Here is a 16,502-nt window from a genome sequence, read left to right on the forward strand (position 1 = left end):
TCAGATCGCCCTCTCTGAATTTAATAGCCAGGAGCATGAAAGACCCAATATACCCTCCTCATATCCAGTTGGAATTACGGAGAATGAATATTGCTTATCCTTATGATCTAACGGAACGTAGTCTTTGGATTGTACCAAGTCTACTGTCATTAAAAACTTCCCTGTTTGTAAAGGTATTTTTTCAATTAGCAGATCTATATAGCCACTTCCCAGAATACTATTAATCGGATAATTTTTAAGATAAGTATTTGTTCCAAAAAGATGCTTACCCCTTTCGGAATACAGCGCAATACCAAATACAGGGTCCTCTACAAGCTCCTTTGAATTGTAAAAAATACGTACTTTCATTGGGTCAAGGGAATTAAAGTTAGTATTTGCATGGTCAAATTTATCATAAAAACTTACATCAACGATCTCTGCTATTTTTCCAGAAATCTGGCGGCAAGTAAGCCCATCTTTACCATCTTGTAATTTGTTTTCGTTTGATTCAGGTTCGTTATTATTCGAAGGAGAAGTTTCCACTTTTGAATAAACGTATCTATCTATCACTTCAGTTGGATCTCCTATTGCAACCTGCCTTCCTTTATTTAAAAGTAAAACCTTATCACAAAATCTCCTTACCGCCCCAAGATCATGGGAAACAAAGATTATTGTAATTCCTTTTTTCCGGTACTCATTCAAGACATCCAGGCACTTCTGCTGGAACTCCATATCTCCTACAGCCAGTACTTCGTCCATCAAGAGAATTTCCGGATTGGTTTGAATTGCTGTTGAAAAGGCAAGCCTTACCTGCATGCCCGATGAAAAATTTTTGAGTTTCGTATCCCTGAAGTTCTTAAGTCCTGCGAACTCAAGAATATCATCCAGTTTATCATTGATTTCTCTTTTTTGCATGCCCATTATAGTTGCATAGATTTTTATGTTCTCTGAAGCCGTGAGGTCCGGCTGGAAGCCAACTCCAAGTTCAAGGAAGGGAGTGAGTTTTTTTAGGGCAGTAACACTCCCTAGTGACGGACGTAAGATATTTGCAATAATTTTTAATAGAGTGCTCTTTCCACTTCCGTTCTCTCCAATAATTCCAAGAGCTTCCCCCTCTTCAACTGTAAAATTAATGTCTCTAAGTGCATGGAAAGTTTCGTATGTAGGAGGCTTGAAAACCCCAGTTAAAGTTTCAAATATAGTGGTTCTTTTTTGATGGGGTATGCGAAATGTCTTATGCAAGTGTTCAACCTTAATTGCAGTCATCAGATTTCCTCCGCAAATCTGGGTTCTAATCTGGAAAAAATAATGTATCCAACAAGAAGGAAAACTATTGATGAAAGAAACATAAATAAAAGATCCTCTATTTTCGCTGGAGACGAATAGATAATAGTATCTCTTGCAGAAATAATAATCCGTGCAATTGGATTCAATAAGATAAATCCCTGTAGATTTTTAGGAAATACGTCAAGTGTGTATAGTATAGGAGTTGCAAAATATCCAACCTGCAAAAGAACCTGCCAGATAAACTGTACATCCCTGTAAAATACATTCAATGCGGAAAGAGCCAGGGAGAGACCAAATGAAATAATAAAAAGGAAAAACAGAATAAATGGCACGTATACCAGGTTAATGGAAATTGGTACTCTGAAAAATACCATAAATATTATGAATATCAAAGACTCGAAGATGCTCATAAGCAAAGCTGTAATGCATGAGGAAACAACAAAAATATCACGCGGAAAGTAAATTTTCTTAACGATACTCGCTCTTCCTACTATGGAAAACATTCCGATAGTGGTAGCTCTGCTCAAAAAACCCCATAAAATAATTCCAAGAAGCAAGAATAGCTGGTAGTGCTCCACCTGAACCCTCATTAAATTTGAGAAAATAACATACAGAACTATGAGCATAAGCATGGGCTCCAGAAGTGACCAGAAATAACCCAGTATAGAATTTTTATATCTCAATTTAAACTCGCTCCATGCCAGTTGCCAGATAAGATTCCGGTAGTCATACATCTCTTTAATGTGCTTAACGATCATTATTTACCACATTTTTTATCTTTTCACTAAAAATCGAAAGATCAAAGCGTTTTGCCTGCTCAAGACAGGCATCCCTATATTTTTCGGGTTCACAGGATATGAATTTGACAGCCTCTATAACGCTGGGAACATCTGCATTTATAAGAAGACCCGTTTTTTCGGTTACTGTCTCTTTAAATCCGCCCTCATTCACAGCCACAACAGGTTTTCCACTTGCCATGGCTTCCACAGGCGTCATCCCGAAGTCCTCGTCCATAGCAGTGCAGATAAAACCTTTACAGCGAGAGTAGAGGTCAAGCAGCTCTATCTCAGAGACTTCCCCAAGTACTTTTACATTATCTGGCAGATTGTTAATGACATTTTTTGCATAACTTTTTGCATGGTCTCCTTTTGAGTATCCTCCTACAATAAGAAGTTTTTCTTCGGGCATTTCCCTGAAGGCTTCTATCTGGAGCTCGACTCTTTTTTCAGGATAGAGGCGATTTACCGAAAGCCAAAAATCTCCATATTCTTTACAGGTGAATTTTGCAGTCTCAACCGGAGGATAGATAACCTCAGCGTTCCTATGGAGATATTTTTTGATCCTCTGTAACGTATTCTTCGAGTTAGTTGCAATCTTACAGACGTGGGAAAGGTAATATTCGGAAACCGGTCTGTGAAGTCTGACCCATATTCTGAAGAAAACGGAAACAAAAAATGACTGCCTCATCAGAAAGGTATCATAAAGATCGTAGAAGGCCCTCGTAGGAGTATGGCAGTAATACAAATTTGGTTTATGTTTTTTTGCAGCGAAATACGCCCAGTTCCCGGAAAAAATAAAGAAATCATACTTTTTTGAGAAATCACACGTTGCAAAGAGGAAAGATGCTGAAATCTGCTTCAAAGGAGGCACCTTTGAAGTCTTACCAAGACTTATGATGTGTATATCGGAATAGCCCATCTTTTTTATGGATTCAATATTTAAGTCCGTAGTGATAACATCGGCATTAAAATATTTTGCGAGCATCAAAACCAGTTTTTCTCCACCGCCAATAGCTCCGAAGTAGTCGTGAAAGATAGCTGTTTTCATGTTTATTCTCATTTTTTTAAATTATTTCACGTTAGATTTAAATTGTGATTTATATGTGTTTCGAAGCGATTTTTAATTTGAATAAAAATTCAGTTATCTGCTGCAGCATATATTCAAGCTTGATACTTGTTTCCCCTAAACGAACTTTTTTTACCATATCAGATCATCAGTTATAGCCTGAATAAAGGATCTAACAATAAAAAGCTGAATACATTCGTTTTAATTTCACGCAGTAGAAACAATTTAACAGAAAGCTAGCAAAAATAGGAAGCTAGCAAAAACATGGTATACAATTAGTTTATATATTAAGAAGTTATGCTTTTTGCAAATAGAGCTACGTTTTTAAGAATAATGAATGTCCTATTTCCTGCAGGATAAGAATTGGGAGCAAAATAAGGTGATTCCTTGACAAAGGTCGCACTGATCACAGGCATAACAGGCCAGGATGGCACGTATATTTCAAAACTTTTATTAGATAAGGGATATGTAGTGCATGGGATAAAGAGAGAATCTTCTACTGCCAGAACAGAAGATAAAGGTGGTGCGCAGAAAAACATAAATCTTCACTTTCATTTCTGCGACATAACCGATTACTCAAAGCTTATAAGAATTATCAAAGAGGTCCGCCCGGATGAAATATATAATCTGGCGGCTCAAAGCAATGTACAGATCTCTTTTGACCGACCAGAATATACAGCAGAAATTAACGCACTCGGCACCCTGCGCCTCCTTGAAGCCATACGCACCCTTGGACTGGAAAAGAAAACAAGGTTTTTTCAGGCTTCCACGGGGGATTTATTCGGAAATTCACTGGAAATCCCGCAAAATGAAAGTACTCCTTTCTACCCGCGAAACCCTTATGCAGTGTCCAAATTGTATGCTTACTGGATTGCAATAAACTATCGTGAAGCTTATGATATGTTTGTCTGCAATGGTATCCTGTTTAACCATGAATCCCCAATAAGACCCGAAAATTTTGTTACGAGAAAAATTACCAAGGCTGCAGTTAGAATAAAAAAAGGACTTCAAGAGAAACTGTACCTTGGAAATCTGAATGCAAAAAGAGACTGGGGGTTTGCAGGGGATTACGTTGAAGCTATGTGGCTCATGTTACAACAGGATGAACCGGATGATTATGTAATTGCAACAGGTGAAACACATTCAGTACAGGATATGGTGGAATTTGCATTCAGAGAGGTTGGGCTTGAGATCGAATGGGAAGGAGAAGGGCTTGAGAAAAAAGGGAGAAACGCTGCAACAGGTGAGATCCTGATAGAAGTGGACCCCCAGTTCTATAGGCCTCTTGAATCAAGCTTATTAGTTGGAAACCCTTCAAAAGCCAGAGAAAAACTTGGATGGATGCCAGTAGTAAATTTTGAAGAACTGGTTAAAATGATGGTCAAAAACGACCTGAAATTCGTAGAAAGTTAAAATATTTGTTTGAAATTGCGTGGTAAAAATGTCTAAGGTCGCATTACTTACAGGTGTAACCGGGCAGGATGGAGCATACCTTGCCGAACTTCTGTTAAACAAAGGATATACTGTGCATGGAATGCATAGAAGATCGTCTCTAAGCAATACAGGACGTATAGATCATCTCCTGCAAGATCCGCATCAAAAAGGCTCCAAATTTTTTATGCATTACGGAGACCTGACCGATTCAGCAAATGTTATCAAACTTATTAAGGACATAGAACCTGATGAAATTTACAACCTTGGCGCCCAAAGTCATGTCCAGGTTTCTTTTGAGATCCCGGAATACACTGCAAATTCGGATGGAATTGGAGCCCTTCGTATCTTGGAGGCAATCAGAATTCTTGGGCTGGAAGACAAATCTAAGTTCTATCAGGCATCAACCAGTGAATTATTCGGGAAAGTACGTGAAGTTCCCCAAACAGAAACTACTCCCTTCTACCCGCGAAGTCCCTATTCAATAGCTAAACTGTATGCTTACTGGATTGCCATAAATTATCGTGAAGCTTATGGCATGTTTGCCTGTAACGGCATCCTGTTTAATCATGAATCCCCTTTGAGAGGAGAAACTTTCGTCACCAGGAAGATTACAATAGCTGTGTCAAAGATTAAAAAAGGCCTTCAGGATAAACTCTATCTTGGAAACCTCAATGCCAAACGTGACTGGGGATTTGCAGGAGACTACGTTGAAGCTATGTGGCTCATGCTGCAGCAGGATAAACCCGAGGATTACGTTGTAGCAACAGGGGAAACTCACTCCGTTAGAGAATTTACTGAACTTGCATTCAGAGAAGCAGGTATCGACATAAAATGGGAAGGAGAGGGAATTAGCGAGATAGGCAGGGATGCTGACAGCGGAAAAGTAATTGTGGAAGTTGATCCGATGTTTTACAGACCGACTGAAGTGGACCTCTTAATAGGGGACCCTTCAAAAGCCAGGGAAAGACTTGGCTGGAAAACAAAGGTCAGTTTTGAAGAACTGGTAAGAATGATGGTAAAAAGTGATATGAGATAACTACCTCTGGAGTGGGGTAGAAAATCCTTTTTACTAAAAAAGCTTGATTTCTAAGATTGGGACTAAAATTTATAATTACTTAAAAATTGAACGTGAGTGATATGGAGAAGTCAGAAAAATCCTGTCAAAACGAAAACGCACGAAAAAAAATTTCAAAAAATATTTTCGTGCTTGGGGCTGCTCTCTTAGCCGGCTTCATCATGCGCATGCTCTCCTATGCTTCACTTACTGCAGACGGAGGCATAACCTTCACGGGATATGATGAATTTTATCATATGCGGCGCATTCTTTATACAGCCTCTAATTTTCCCCATTCTCTTAACTTTGATACCTATCTCAACTATCCTTATGGTTTTGAGATCGGCTGGCCGCCATTCTTTGACCTGTTAGGTGCCCTGCTTGCAATAATTATGGGAGGGGCGCGGCCTGATACGCATACTGTTGAATTTGCCGGAGCTCTTTTGCCCGTACTGCTCGGAGTCCTGACAATAATTCCGGTATATTTGATAGCGGCTTCAGTTTTTGACAGAAAAACAGGGCTTGTTGGAGCTTTTGCTTTTGCGGTTCTGCCTGCCCATGTATACGTATCCCGCTTTGGGGCAGTAGATCACCACGTAGCTGAAGTATTCCTCTCAACAATAGCCTATGCATTTTTCATACTTGCCTTAAAGCTGGCAGGAGAAAGAAGTCTTTCGTTAAGTTCGCTCAAAAACATATCTTCAGACAGGAAACTCGTAAATCCTCTGCTTCTTGCAGTGGGTTCAGGGCTCTTTTTTTCGCTCCTTATCTTCACATGGGTAGGAGCTCCTGCCCTTATCGGCTTTGTTGTCCTTTATTCATTGGTTCAGGCAACACTCGATCTTAAAGCAGGGAAAAAGTCAGATTACCTCTTCATCTGTTCGTCTGTAGCCCTGTTTGCAACACTTCTGTTTACTATCCCCCTCTCAGCAGGAGCAGCCCGTCAGGGGTTTGAAATGAGTGCAATGTATCTTTCCTGGTTCCAGGTGGTCTATGTGCTGATCCTGCTCGCAGGAATATTTCTTTTATGGAGTTTTTCGGCATATATCTCAAAGAAAGGAGTGGACTGGAAGTACTATCCTGGCGTATTAATACTCATTTCCGTTTCGGGGTTTCTTTTCCTGCGGATATTTTCCGTCGAATACTACGCTTTCATTATCGAAGGACTGAGTTTCTTTTCGGGTAAAGGCGAATATATAAGCACAATTTCCGAAGCAGTCCCCCTGCTTCTGACCGCACAGGGAAAACTTACCTTCTCGGCAGTACTGGGAAGTTTCGGGCTTTCTTTCCTGGCTGCACTTGCAGGATTTTTCCTGCTTATCCTTGAGTTAAAAAGCGAAAAATCAAAACCAGAAGTGGTATTCTTCATTGTATGGACACTTTTTTATGCGTACCTTGCCCTTTCCCAGAGACGTTTTACCTATCTTTTTTCAGTTAATATCTCAATTCTTACTGCCTATCTCCTCTGGGTTCTGCTGGACTCGCTTGATTTCGAAACAGAAGTGAAAAAGCTGGTAAAATCCGGAAAAGGAATGGAAAAAGGCCCGCGACCTGCCCTTCAAACAGGAAAGAAAACGCCATTAAAAACTAAATCAAAACCAAAAACCAGACAGGGGACGGAATCAAAGATTAAGGTTGCCGAACCGGACTATTTTAAGCTTGTTTCAGGTATGGCACTGATAGGACTTGTCTTTGTACCCTCCTTATGGTTGGGTGCTGCTTTTGCAAAGGATGCAGTCTCAATTGACCCTGAATGGAAAGACTCCCTCGAATGGCTTGAGACTTCCACACCTGCAACCTCCTATTATCTTGAGCCTTCAGAAATCCCTGAATACGGAGTCCTTAGCTGGTGGGACTACGGAAACTGGATAGTATACGTGGGAAAGCGGCCTGCGGTTTCAAATAACTTCCAGACAGGCGTAGAAGATTCTGCACGCTTCTTTCTAACAGATTCCGAAAAGGAAGCAAAAACAATAATAGAAAAGCTCAATATAAGATATGTAATAACCGACACACTGATGACAGAAGGTAAATTCGGAGCTATTGCCAAAATAGCGGGAAAAGAGATCGGTGACTACTACGAAGTCAAAACCGTGCAAGAAAATACAGGTCTCAAAACCGTTGCAACTCCCAAACAGACTCTTCTGCAGACCCAGTTATATAAGCTTTACAAACTCGACGGGACATCCCTGGGGAATTTCAGGCTGGTTCATGAAAGCACTATAAATACCACAGATGGGAATAGCAGCGGAAACACTGTAAAGATATTCGAATATGTCAAGGGAGCCACTCTTTCAGGCACTGCAAGTCCTAACGAGACCGTGATGGCAACACTTGAGCTCAGCTCAAATACAGGCAGGACATTCACATATCAGAAAGGGAGCGTGGCAGATGAGAAAGGTTCATTTGAGATAATCGTTCCCTATTCGACGGAAGACACAGGCAGAGTACATGCAATATCCACCTATTCGCTGACCACAGGAAAAAACTCAACCGTTTCAGGAATTCAGGTGGCTGAAAACGACATTTTAAACGGGAATAGAATTGAAACGAGCAATCCCTGACTGAAGCAGAAAATATATAATAAAGCTTGCCGCTCCGCCCGAGTTGTGCTACCCGAGCTTTGCCCCGAGTTTCGCTTCGGGAGCACGAGGTCTGTTTCGCTCGCTTCGCTCGTTCAAGCAGACTAATTTATAAAAATAACAGCTTTTACTTCCTGAGTTTCGCGTCGGGATCACAGGAAATCAGAGATTTTCAGGGAGTTGCACTGCAGGTTCAACAGCACGAGGTCCTTTTCGCCCCGAATTGCGCGTCGGGGGTACGCGGTCCTTTTCGCTGCGCTTAAGAGGACTATTCAAAGTCTGGCTGGTGGCAGCTATAATCTTGTGCGGCGCAGGGGGAGAAAAATAGAAAAATTCCCTCATGGGGGGCCTGAATAGATTAACCAATTAATTGGGGTACAGTAAAAATAAGTAGAGAATAAAAAGGAATCTGAAAAAAGGAATTCAAAAAAGGAATTCAAAAAAGAAATCTGAAAAGGTGGGGGAAAGAGAAAATCCTTCTTTCTTTCTCTCATAGAAAGTTTAATAATGGCATTTCTACCGAAAAAGTCTGCTTTTTTCCGAAGGTTTACCTGCGAAGATTAGTCTCCTATACTTCCAGGTATTTCTCTTTTATTCTCCTGTACTTTCCACTCCGACGGCACTGAGGAACCTCTTGACAACTGCTTCGTTAACAAGCCTTAAGAGTGTCTGCCTGTCTTTTGTAGCGCTGAAAACCCCGAGGGGTATCTGGGCACCTGCTGCGTTTGCATGCCCTCCTGCATCTTCTCCGAAAGCCTGACGCATGATCTCTCCCAGGTTTACCCTTATATCGGTGCTACGGCCGGAGATATAGATGCGGTCCTCGGTGACCCCGAAGACAACGGTTGTGGAGATCCCTTCCAGGCTCAGGAGGTAATCCGCAGCCTGAGGAAGAGTATCTCTATCGCGGATGTTCCCGACATTTGAGAGGAGGTAACTCCCGAGTACCTGCCGGTTTCGGATAGCTTCTCCGAGCACTTCGAGGGTCTCAATAGCCATTGCAGGCTGCTCTAGCTGGTCCAGGATCCCATGATTTGAAAGGGGATAGAGGTAGGAAGCAGCTGAGAGATCTGCGGGATCGGTTTTCCGCTTGAAGTCCTGCGTGTCAGTCCTGATCCCATAGAGAAGAGCCGTCGCGAGGGTCTTCGATATGTTGATATTTAACTGCTGCAGGTACTTTGTCATGATAGTGGCTGTTGCCCCGAAATTGGGCCGGATGTCTATATATTCAGCCTTTATCTCGGTTTCTCCGGGTGGATGGTGGTCTATCACAATGCCCACATATGAGTTAAGAGGAACCATATTGTTAACGCCGGGGATTGAACAGTCTATCAGGGCAATTTCATCAAAGTCATTAGGGTCATGCTCTTCCATCTTGCTGAGATCTATTCCGAGAAGATTTACGAAAGCTTTGTTCTCCTGATGTCCGATCCTTCCGTGATAGAGGATATTTGCTTCAACCCCAAGGCTTTTTGCGATCTCTTTTAAAGCAAGCCCGCTGGATATTGCATCAGGGTCAGGGTTGTCATGAATTACAATAGCAAGTTTTTTATCCCTTATCCCTTTCAGCCATCTGGCAAGCCTGTTGCCTCTGTGAACGGATTCAGCCCTCTCAAGAGAGCGAGAAAGGGAACTTGCAACGAGCTTCGAGGGCATAAAGACGTAGTCTGTTCCCAGATCTTCCATTTTTTCTTTACTGATAATATCAGAAGCACGGGAAAAGATCTGGATATCCGGGTTTACTGCTTTTTTAAAGTTTTCAATTCCTTTCCTGTTAGCCTCATTATTGGAACTCAGGAAGAGTATTGCAACGACGTTTTTAAGGTCAACATTATTAATGAGTTCAGGATCAGAGATATCTCCAAGAATAGTTTCAAAGCCTTCTTCTCTGAGAGTTTCAACCTTGGCCTCGTCTTTATCCACTATGATTACAAGCTTATTGCTTTCCCTGAGCTCTTTTGCAAGTGCAAAACCAATACTACCGCTGCCCAGAATAAGGTACCTGGGTTTAACTGTGCTCTTAAGGCTGCTATCCGCATCTTTTGAAGAACTAGACAAAAATCGTCCTCCTGCTCTCATGTAAGTCCAGACATGTGCAAAGGAAAGCAAACATTTGATCAGATTCCTGCCTGCTTACAATTTTTTACTTTTCTCTCTATTCAAATCGCAATAAAGGAATAAGGTAAAAACATTACATTGTTAGACATAAGGCTATTTAAAATTATTTCAATACTAAATTCGATACATAAAATAATTTAGTTTTATAATATAATTTAATTTTTAGATTCGCTTTCGTTTTTTCGTATTCACAACTGGAGTGCTGAATTTACCTGTTTTTCTCTGCTAACCTTAGTTATTAGTTACTCTTACTATACATTTGTTACTACTGCTGAAGTTACCTGCTATGGGAATAAACTTCACGGGTAGCGAACGAACTGGTCTTATATTCCTGAATATAAGTCCGTCTCTACCGCATAACCTGGTTTTGAAGAATTATCTGCTTTTCAGCGGTATATATGCTTATTAGAATGCAGCGTATATAGTAATAAGAATAGATTGAGAACAGATAAGTTTTCCTCAGAATGAGTTGCTTCAGTATAAAAACAGCAAGTAAGCTCAGGCAAGAATACCTGGAGAAAAATGTGGAAAAAAATGTATGAGAAAAAAGATGGAAAAAAATGTAGAAAAAAATGTATGAGAAAAATATATGAGGAAAACAGCCGGAAAGATATCTGGGAGGCATTCCAGTTTTCGGTATACTGAGGATTCAAACTTACAATCAAAACTATGTAAAGGAATAGATAAAAAGACCTGCAGGCAACAGCATGAAATATATCAGCTCTTTACGAATGAAGGCGATAGATACAAACTGTGCATATATGGGGCTGGCCCCGCTCCAGCTAATGGAAAATGCGGGCGCGTCTATTGCACAGAGTATAAAGGAAAAGCTTGGGAGCGGGAAGGTACTGTTTGTGGCAGGCAGGGGAAATAACGGAGGCGATGCTTTTGTTGCTGCCAGGCACCTTACAGGCATTCCCGGATACATTGTAAAGGTAATCCTGCTTGGAAAAGCCCGGGATATAGGGACTGAAGAAGCTTTTCATAACTTCTCTCTGTTGAGGTTCAGCAGGGTGCAGACATTTGAGATAAGAGATTCAAGCCAGCTTGCAGCTTGTGAATGGTTTTCAGAAGCCGACCTGCTTGTGGATGCTGTTTTCGGCACAGGTGTCAAAGGAAAAATAAAAGAGCCCGAATCAACTGCAATTGACCTTATAAACAGGGAAGGAAAAGCCGGAAAAACCATAATTGCCGTGGATATCCCGTCCGGGCTTGACCCTGATGGAGAAGATTTTGAAAAAGCTGTATATGCAGACCTTACGGTAACCTTCCACCGCATGAAAGCAGGGCTCCTGGGAGAGCAGGCTAAACAGTATACAGGTACGGTAAGGATTGCAGAAATCGGGATCTGCGCGGATGCGGAACGTTATGTGGGTCCCGGTGACCTGCAGATGCTGCAAAAGAGGAAGCCTGAAGCGCACAAAGGAAATGCTGGAAGGATCCTTATAATAGGGGGAGGCCCTTACTCCGGAGCGCCTGCACTTGCAGCCCTTGCAGCCCTGAGGGCAGGGGCAGACCTGGTAACAACAGCAGTGCCTGAGTCTGTAGCCGGAATAATAGCATCCTATTCCCCTGACATTATTGTCCGGAAACTCTCTTCAAATATACTCTGCCCTGAAGACCTGTCTATCCTGCCTGATCTAATCAATTCCCACGATGTGGTTGTAATGGGAATGGGACTTGGGAGAGCGGCAGAGACCCTTGAAGCTGTAAGAAAGATACTGCCCTTTTGCAGAAAAGCAGTCGTCGATGCCGATGCCCTTTCAGCTCTTTCAGGTACCCTCTTCGAGACCCTTGCAGGAAACTGTGAAATAATAGTGACCCCACATGCAGGAGAATTTTCGCGCTTAAGGGATATGGAAATTCCCGAAACCCCTGAAGCTCGCGAAAGAGCTGTAAGAGAGTTTTCGGAGGAAAAGGGCGTGGTGACAATCCTGAAGGGAAAGATAGACATTATTTCTGACGGGAAACAGACCCTTCTGAACAGGACAGGGAACCCCGGCATGACCGTAGGAGGTACTGGAGACGTTCTGGCAGGTATTACAGGGTCTCTTTTTTCCAGAAACCCAACGTTTCTTGCCGCAGCCTGTGCAACCTTCATCAATGGGGCAGCCGGAGACCTGGCTTTTGAGAAAGCAGGGAATGCGCTGCTTGCAACTGATGTAATTGAAAAAATTCCTGAAATAATCAAAGAGGCAGGAATAGGGTAAAAAATTAGAGTATAGAAAGCTGCTCTAAAAAGCGCAATCTGACAAGAAAAAATATTCATATGAAACAATGTTCAGACAATACTCAAATAATACTCAAACATAACCATACCATATTCGAATAACAACCACTCAATGCCGGAATGTGAGGGAAAGAAATATGGTACATGATTTTGAGAGAAAAATAGATGTGGAAATCGAAAGGACAAGAATAAGAATTACTGTTTTTCACGGGGAAGATGAAGAAGTTATAAAACTCAATCTGGAAGAAGCCGAGGAACTTGCAGAAAAACTGCAACAGACGATTGAGGACTACTCGCAGCGCAAACAAATCAGGATTGACTAAACAGGAATAAATTAAAAAACCGGAAGTTCAGGGCAAAGAAACCAATTCAGGGCAAAAAAACCAATTCAGGGCAAAAAAACCAATTCAGGGCAAAAAAACCAATTCAGGGCAAAAAGGCCGGAAGTCACAAACAAAATTAAAAGTTATATAGAGCTTAAAAATTATATATAATTCCAGACAGATACGAAAAACGCGGTGATTTTGTGGAGAAGTCGTTTACTCATATTGAAGCCGGTAGGGCAAAAATGGTCGATATAAGCGAAAAAAATAATGTTCCCAGGCTGGCACGGGCTGCAGGAGAAATCGTACTTTCCGCAGAAACTATAGAGAAAATAAGGACAGGAACCGTTGAGAAAGGAAATGTATTTTCAACTGCAAGAGTTGCAGCCGTGCTTGCTGTTAAGAAGACCCCGGAGACAATTCCATTGTGTCATCAGATCCCGATAACAGGGATAGATGTGGATTTAGAGGTAGGGGATGATGCGGTTTCTGCAGTTGTGGAGGTCCGTACTGTAGGGAAAACCGGAGTTGAAATGGAAGCTCTGACAGGGGTTTCGGTTGCGCTGCTTACTGTCTGGGATATGGTAAAATCTGCCGAAAAGGATGAAAGCGGAAATTACCCGCATACACAGATAAGAAACATCAGGGTACTTGAAAAGCTCAAAGGGCAAAGTTTCGAAGAGGCAAAAGCCGAAAAAAGAAAGGTCCATTTAAAATAAGCTTTTTAAAGGATGGGATATATCAAGACGGCAAACTGAGGTATGTATCTTGAAGATTATAGGTGGACCAGCATCACAATTACTTGCCAGCCGCACGGCCAGGGCTCTAGGGACAGAGCCTGTACTCAGCGAGTTTAACCGCTTCCCTGACGGGGAACTTTACCTTAGAATCGCAGATGAAATAGAAAACGAAAAAGTAACTCTCATCCAGAGCACGCCAACAGATTCTGACTTTGTTGCTCTGCTCCAGCTTATCGATGCCTGTGAGGAGGCAGCTGAAATCAATGTTGTGATTCCTTACATGGGCTACGCGAGGCAGGACAAGAAATTCAAACCAGGAGAGCCCATAAGTGCCCGCGCTATTGCCCGCTGCATTAACGCTGACAGGGTCTTCACAATAAATATTCACGAAAGGAGTGTACTTGAACACTTCCCCTGCCCTGCCAGGAATCTTGACGCAGCAAACCTGATGGGCACATACATTGCAAGTTTCGGCCTCGAAAATCCCATGCTGGTTGCTCCCGACGAAGGGGCTCGGGTTCTTGTAAAGAATGTGGCTTCCGGATATGGTTTTGACCATGATCATCTTCAGAAAACAAGGCTCAGTGGAGATACCGTTGTGATCAAGACAAAAAACCTTGATGTAACCGGCAGGCATGTTGTCCTTGTGGATGATATGATCGCAACCGGCGGAACAATGGCCGAGTCAATCCGAATGCTTAAAGCACAGGGAGCAATTGATGTCCACCTTGCCTGTGTGCACCCTGTCCTTACAAGAAATGCGGCTTTAAGGCTGTTCAATGCAGGAGTAAAAGATATAATCGCAACCGACACTCTCGAGAAAGCTCAGAGTAAACTGAGTGTTGCCCCTCTTGTTGCAGAAGCACTTTCAGGTAATTCAACTTTGAGTTAAAAGCCTATTAAAACCCATTTAAAAAAAACCAAATTACTTAAATTCTCTTTTTTACTGGCAGAGCACAGTTGCTGCAACAAGCAGTTTGCCCTTTTTCTCTCATAACTCCCCAAACTCTTCAGAATTCACAAAACAAAGCCTCTTCCTGCCCAGACAATACATATCAAATAAGCCGAATCCTCTCAATAAGTCCCACAGCAAGCTATTATAACGCCGTAAAAAAAAGTAGAGATTCAGCTATTACATCAACAAGTTCTACTAAATCGAAAACGACATATCCACCAGCTACTTCTTCCGTGATGATGAACGCATAGCCAGACAAACAGCTGAAGGCGTTGAGTGGTACCTTTTCGACCACCTCGGCAGCACTTCCTCCCTGATGGTGGACGAGACCGGACTTGAGGTTGAACGCACTGAGTACTTCCCATACGGCCAGTTCAGGTCAGGCGGTCTGGAGAAATACGGTTTCGAAGGTCAGGAAAATAATGATGATACAGGGCTAATATACTACGGTGCAGGATGTACTACGGTCGCTGATGTACTACGGTGAAAGGTATTATTCGCCTGAATACAGGATTTTTGTTCAGCCAGATACACTGCTTCCTGATCCGTATAATACGCAGGCATTAAACAGGTATGCTATGCGCTGAGTAATAGAATAAAAGCAGTAGACAGTCAACTACCCCTACCTGCCAGCCTGCGGCTGTCGAGAAAGGAGTATCCTGCTTATGAGGATGAATTTGGATGCCATTAACAATGCTAAATGGTTAAATCATCGTTATAAACATGTAGCAGACAAACGCATACTACGAAAAAAATAATGTAAAAAGGACTTCATCTTCTCATACGGAATGCAAGGTTATGGCTTGCCCTGGGCTGGACAATTCTATATAATTGCCTTTTTTTGCCTGGAAGATGGAACGGCAGGAGATAAGGGCGTGGGCGCAGAACTTGCCGCCTTTCCTTTTCCAGTCCCGGGTCTGTCCCTGAAAACCTCAGCCTTGAAGACCTCCGGAAAAACCCGCTTGCCTGGCAGTTTGCCGGGATAAGTAGAAACTTAAAGATTCATGCCATTTCCGGGCTCTGATCGTTTTATTCCATTTTATCACCGTTAACTATTTTTTATATTCTGCGTATTCTTAGTATTATGACCCTTCCAGAAGTTTGTCCACTTGATGAAAACCAGACATGCAAAGGGCGGGATTGCCACCTCTTCTGCCTGGAATGGAGAACAAGGGAACCTACCTGCCTTATAGGCTACAATACAACAAGTAAAGTCAGGTCCGGCAAGGACGGCCGTAAAAAAGACACTTATGCAGAAGACACCTTTCGCAAGTTAGAGGGGCAGCCTGTGCACAGATGGAAAAATGTCTCTGAAAAAGGAGACTGGACACCTACCAGACCGGCAGAAAGGCTTCACGAAAGACATTTAGAAAGGCCTCCTGAAAGACATTTAGAAAGGCCTCCTGAAAGACATTTAGAGAAGTCTCCTGAAAGACATTTAGAAAGATCTTCGGACAGGCCTGTTGAGAAAAAGGAAGAGAAACCTTCTCATGCTGTGGAAAGAGACCCCCAGAAATATTTCTTCGGATGCCGCGAAGCAGCCATGGATACAAAACCTGAAAGAAGCCCTGAAGAAGATTTAGAAAAAAGGCCGCACGGGAGACAGGCTTCCAGCGAGGCTGAGAGAGCTTCCATTAGACTGGAAGCTAGGCTGAAAAAAGAGCCTGTCGAAGAAGACCCGATTATATATGCAAAGCCGCAGCCAAAGGCTCAGGAAAAACCAAAAGTCCAGGAAAAAATAATTTCCAGAGATAAGCATGCAACAATCTTTGCATCCTGTGACGGAGAAGAAAAGAAAAATATTTATCCTTCCGGCAGGGAAGAAAAACCAAGAAAGACTACTGAAAACGGGGAAAAGCGAAAAAAGTTTGACGAAGTAATGGAAATTGATCTTCCAGATAATTACGAAGAGGAGTTCTGGAGTTAAAAAATTTCCAATCCTGAAAAATAAATAA

At 42.2% G+C, this 16,502-nt stretch carries 15 protein-coding genes; 10 read left to right on the forward strand and 5 right to left on the reverse strand.

Going from position 1 to position 16,502, the window contains the following annotated elements; translation table 11 throughout:
* Genes FXV91_RS13960 through FXV91_RS13970 form a run of 3 tightly spaced genes read right to left on the reverse strand, consistent with a single transcriptional unit; the run spans position 1 to position 3,093 of the window.
* On the reverse strand, positions 1 to 1,245 hold the full coding sequence (locus tag FXV91_RS13960; protein WP_229391302.1) for an ABC transporter ATP-binding protein: 1,245 nt from the start codon (positions 1,243 to 1,245) through the stop codon (positions 1 to 3).
* Entirely contained in the window at positions 1,245 to 2,024 is a 780-nt protein-coding gene (locus tag FXV91_RS13965; RefSeq protein WP_255680577.1) for an ABC transporter permease, read from the reverse strand. The genes FXV91_RS13960 and FXV91_RS13965 overlap by 1 nt, the downstream gene beginning before the upstream one ends.
* Positions 2,014 to 3,093 carry a glycosyltransferase gene (locus FXV91_RS13970; RefSeq protein ID WP_229391304.1) on the reverse strand — a complete coding sequence of 360 codons (1,080 nt, stop codon included), beginning with the start codon at positions 3,091 to 3,093 and terminating at the stop codon, positions 2,014 to 2,016. Before FXV91_RS13970 ends, FXV91_RS13965 begins: the two co-directional genes overlap by 11 nt.
* A gap of 405 nt (positions 3,094 to 3,498) precedes the next feature.
* Here FXV91_RS13970 and gmd (FXV91_RS13975) point away from each other — a divergent pair, with 405 nt between their 5' ends.
* The 3 genes from gmd (FXV91_RS13975) (at position 3,499) to FXV91_RS13985 (ending at position 8,163) form a co-directional block, all read left to right on the forward strand.
* Positions 3,499 to 4,524, forward strand: a complete 1,026-nt coding sequence (gene gmd, locus FXV91_RS13975) for a GDP-mannose 4,6-dehydratase (protein ID WP_229391305.1) — start codon at positions 3,499 to 3,501, stop codon at positions 4,522 to 4,524.
* 28 nt (positions 4,525 to 4,552) lie between these two features.
* Positions 4,553 to 5,581: a GDP-mannose 4,6-dehydratase gene (gene gmd / locus FXV91_RS13980; RefSeq protein ID WP_229391306.1), complete on the forward strand. Its 1,029-nt coding sequence runs from the start codon at positions 4,553 to 4,555 to the stop codon at positions 5,579 to 5,581.
* Positions 5,582 to 5,682: 101 nt separating this feature from the next.
* Positions 5,683 to 8,163, forward strand: a complete 2,481-nt coding sequence (locus FXV91_RS13985; protein ID WP_229391307.1) for an oligosaccharyl transferase, archaeosortase A system-associated — start codon at positions 5,683 to 5,685, stop codon at positions 8,161 to 8,163.
* Between the two features lie 180 nt (positions 8,164 to 8,343).
* On the opposite strand, the gene FXV91_RS13990 is transcribed toward FXV91_RS13985, so the two are convergent.
* On the reverse strand, positions 8,344 to 8,523 hold the full coding sequence (locus FXV91_RS13990; RefSeq protein WP_229391308.1) for a hypothetical protein: 180 nt from the start codon (positions 8,521 to 8,523) through the stop codon (positions 8,344 to 8,346).
* 249 nt (positions 8,524 to 8,772) lie between these two features.
* The gene (locus tag FXV91_RS13995; protein ID WP_229391309.1) at positions 8,773 to 10,239 is read right to left on the reverse strand and encodes a DHH family phosphoesterase; all 1,467 of its coding nucleotides are present in this window, start codon (positions 10,237 to 10,239) and stop codon (positions 8,773 to 8,775) included.
* A 767-nt stretch (positions 10,240 to 11,006) separates the two neighbouring features.
* Between FXV91_RS13995 and FXV91_RS14000 the strand changes: the two genes are divergently transcribed.
* The 7 genes from FXV91_RS14000 to FXV91_RS14030 all read left to right on the forward strand — a co-directional run bounded on the left by FXV91_RS14000 (position 11,007) and on the right by FXV91_RS14030 (position 16,474).
* Positions 11,007 to 12,509 carry an NAD(P)H-hydrate dehydratase gene (locus FXV91_RS14000; RefSeq protein WP_229391310.1) on the forward strand — a complete coding sequence of 501 codons (1,503 nt, stop codon included), beginning with the start codon at positions 11,007 to 11,009 and terminating at the stop codon, positions 12,507 to 12,509.
* 157 nt (positions 12,510 to 12,666) lie between these two features.
* Positions 12,667 to 12,852 carry a hypothetical protein gene (locus FXV91_RS14005; RefSeq protein WP_229391311.1) on the forward strand — a complete coding sequence of 62 codons (186 nt, stop codon included), beginning with the start codon at positions 12,667 to 12,669 and terminating at the stop codon, positions 12,850 to 12,852.
* A 203-nt stretch (positions 12,853 to 13,055) separates the two neighbouring features.
* Positions 13,056 to 13,571 (forward strand): cyclic pyranopterin monophosphate synthase MoaC, encoded by a 516-nt coding sequence (gene moaC / locus FXV91_RS14010; protein ID WP_229391312.1) that lies wholly within the window; start codon positions 13,056 to 13,058, stop codon positions 13,569 to 13,571.
* 49 nt (positions 13,572 to 13,620) lie between these two features.
* Entirely contained in the window at positions 13,621 to 14,484 is an 864-nt protein-coding gene (locus tag FXV91_RS14015) for a ribose-phosphate diphosphokinase (RefSeq protein WP_229391313.1), read from the forward strand.
* A 379-nt stretch (positions 14,485 to 14,863) separates the two neighbouring features.
* Positions 14,864 to 15,034 (forward strand): hypothetical protein, encoded by a 171-nt coding sequence (locus tag FXV91_RS14020; RefSeq protein WP_229391314.1) that lies wholly within the window; start codon positions 14,864 to 14,866, stop codon positions 15,032 to 15,034.
* A gap of 301 nt (positions 15,035 to 15,335) precedes the next feature.
* A complete protein-coding gene (locus FXV91_RS14025) occupies positions 15,336 to 15,533 on the forward strand; it encodes a hypothetical protein (RefSeq protein WP_229391315.1) in 198 nt (65 codons plus the stop codon).
* 98 nt (positions 15,534 to 15,631) lie between these two features.
* A complete protein-coding gene (locus FXV91_RS14030; protein WP_229391316.1) occupies positions 15,632 to 16,474 on the forward strand; it encodes a hypothetical protein in 843 nt (280 codons plus the stop codon).
* Positions 16,475 to 16,502 lie beyond the last annotated feature (28 nt).

The organism is Methanosarcina sp. DH2, assembly GCF_020804225.1.
In the GTDB taxonomy this organism is placed as follows: Archaea; Halobacteriota; Methanosarcinia; order Methanosarcinales; family Methanosarcinaceae; genus Methanosarcina.

Bases quoted from the DNA above. Each gene is read 5' to 3' on its own strand.
- FXV91_RS14030 (WP_229391316.1), top strand. From the start codon at position 15,632: ATGACCCTTCCAGAAGTTTGTCCACTTGATGAAAACCAGACATGCAAA.
- FXV91_RS14020 (WP_229391314.1), top strand. From the start codon at position 14,864: ATGGTGGACGAGACCGGACTTGAGGTTGAACGCACTGAGTACTTCCCA.
- FXV91_RS13960 (WP_229391302.1), bottom strand. From the start codon at position 1,245: ATGACTGCAATTAAGGTTGAACACTTGCATAAGACATTTCGCATACCC.
- FXV91_RS13970 (WP_229391304.1), bottom strand. From the start codon at position 3,093: ATGAAAACAGCTATCTTTCACGACTACTTCGGAGCTATTGGCGGTGGA.
- FXV91_RS13990 (WP_229391308.1), bottom strand. From the start codon at position 8,523: ATGAGGGAATTTTTCTATTTTTCTCCCCCTGCGCCGCACAAGATTATA.
- FXV91_RS13965 (WP_255680577.1), bottom strand. From the start codon at position 2,024: ATGATCGTTAAGCACATTAAAGAGATGTATGACTACCGGAATCTTATC.
- FXV91_RS14005 (WP_229391311.1), top strand. From the start codon at position 12,667: ATGGTACATGATTTTGAGAGAAAAATAGATGTGGAAATCGAAAGGACA.
- FXV91_RS13985 (WP_229391307.1), top strand. From the start codon at position 5,683: ATGGAGAAGTCAGAAAAATCCTGTCAAAACGAAAACGCACGAAAAAAA.
- FXV91_RS14025 (WP_229391315.1), top strand. From the start codon at position 15,336: ATGCAAGGTTATGGCTTGCCCTGGGCTGGACAATTCTATATAATTGCC.
- gmd (WP_229391306.1), top strand. From the start codon at position 4,553: ATGTCTAAGGTCGCATTACTTACAGGTGTAACCGGGCAGGATGGAGCA.
- FXV91_RS14000 (WP_229391310.1), top strand. From the start codon at position 11,007: ATGAAATATATCAGCTCTTTACGAATGAAGGCGATAGATACAAACTGT.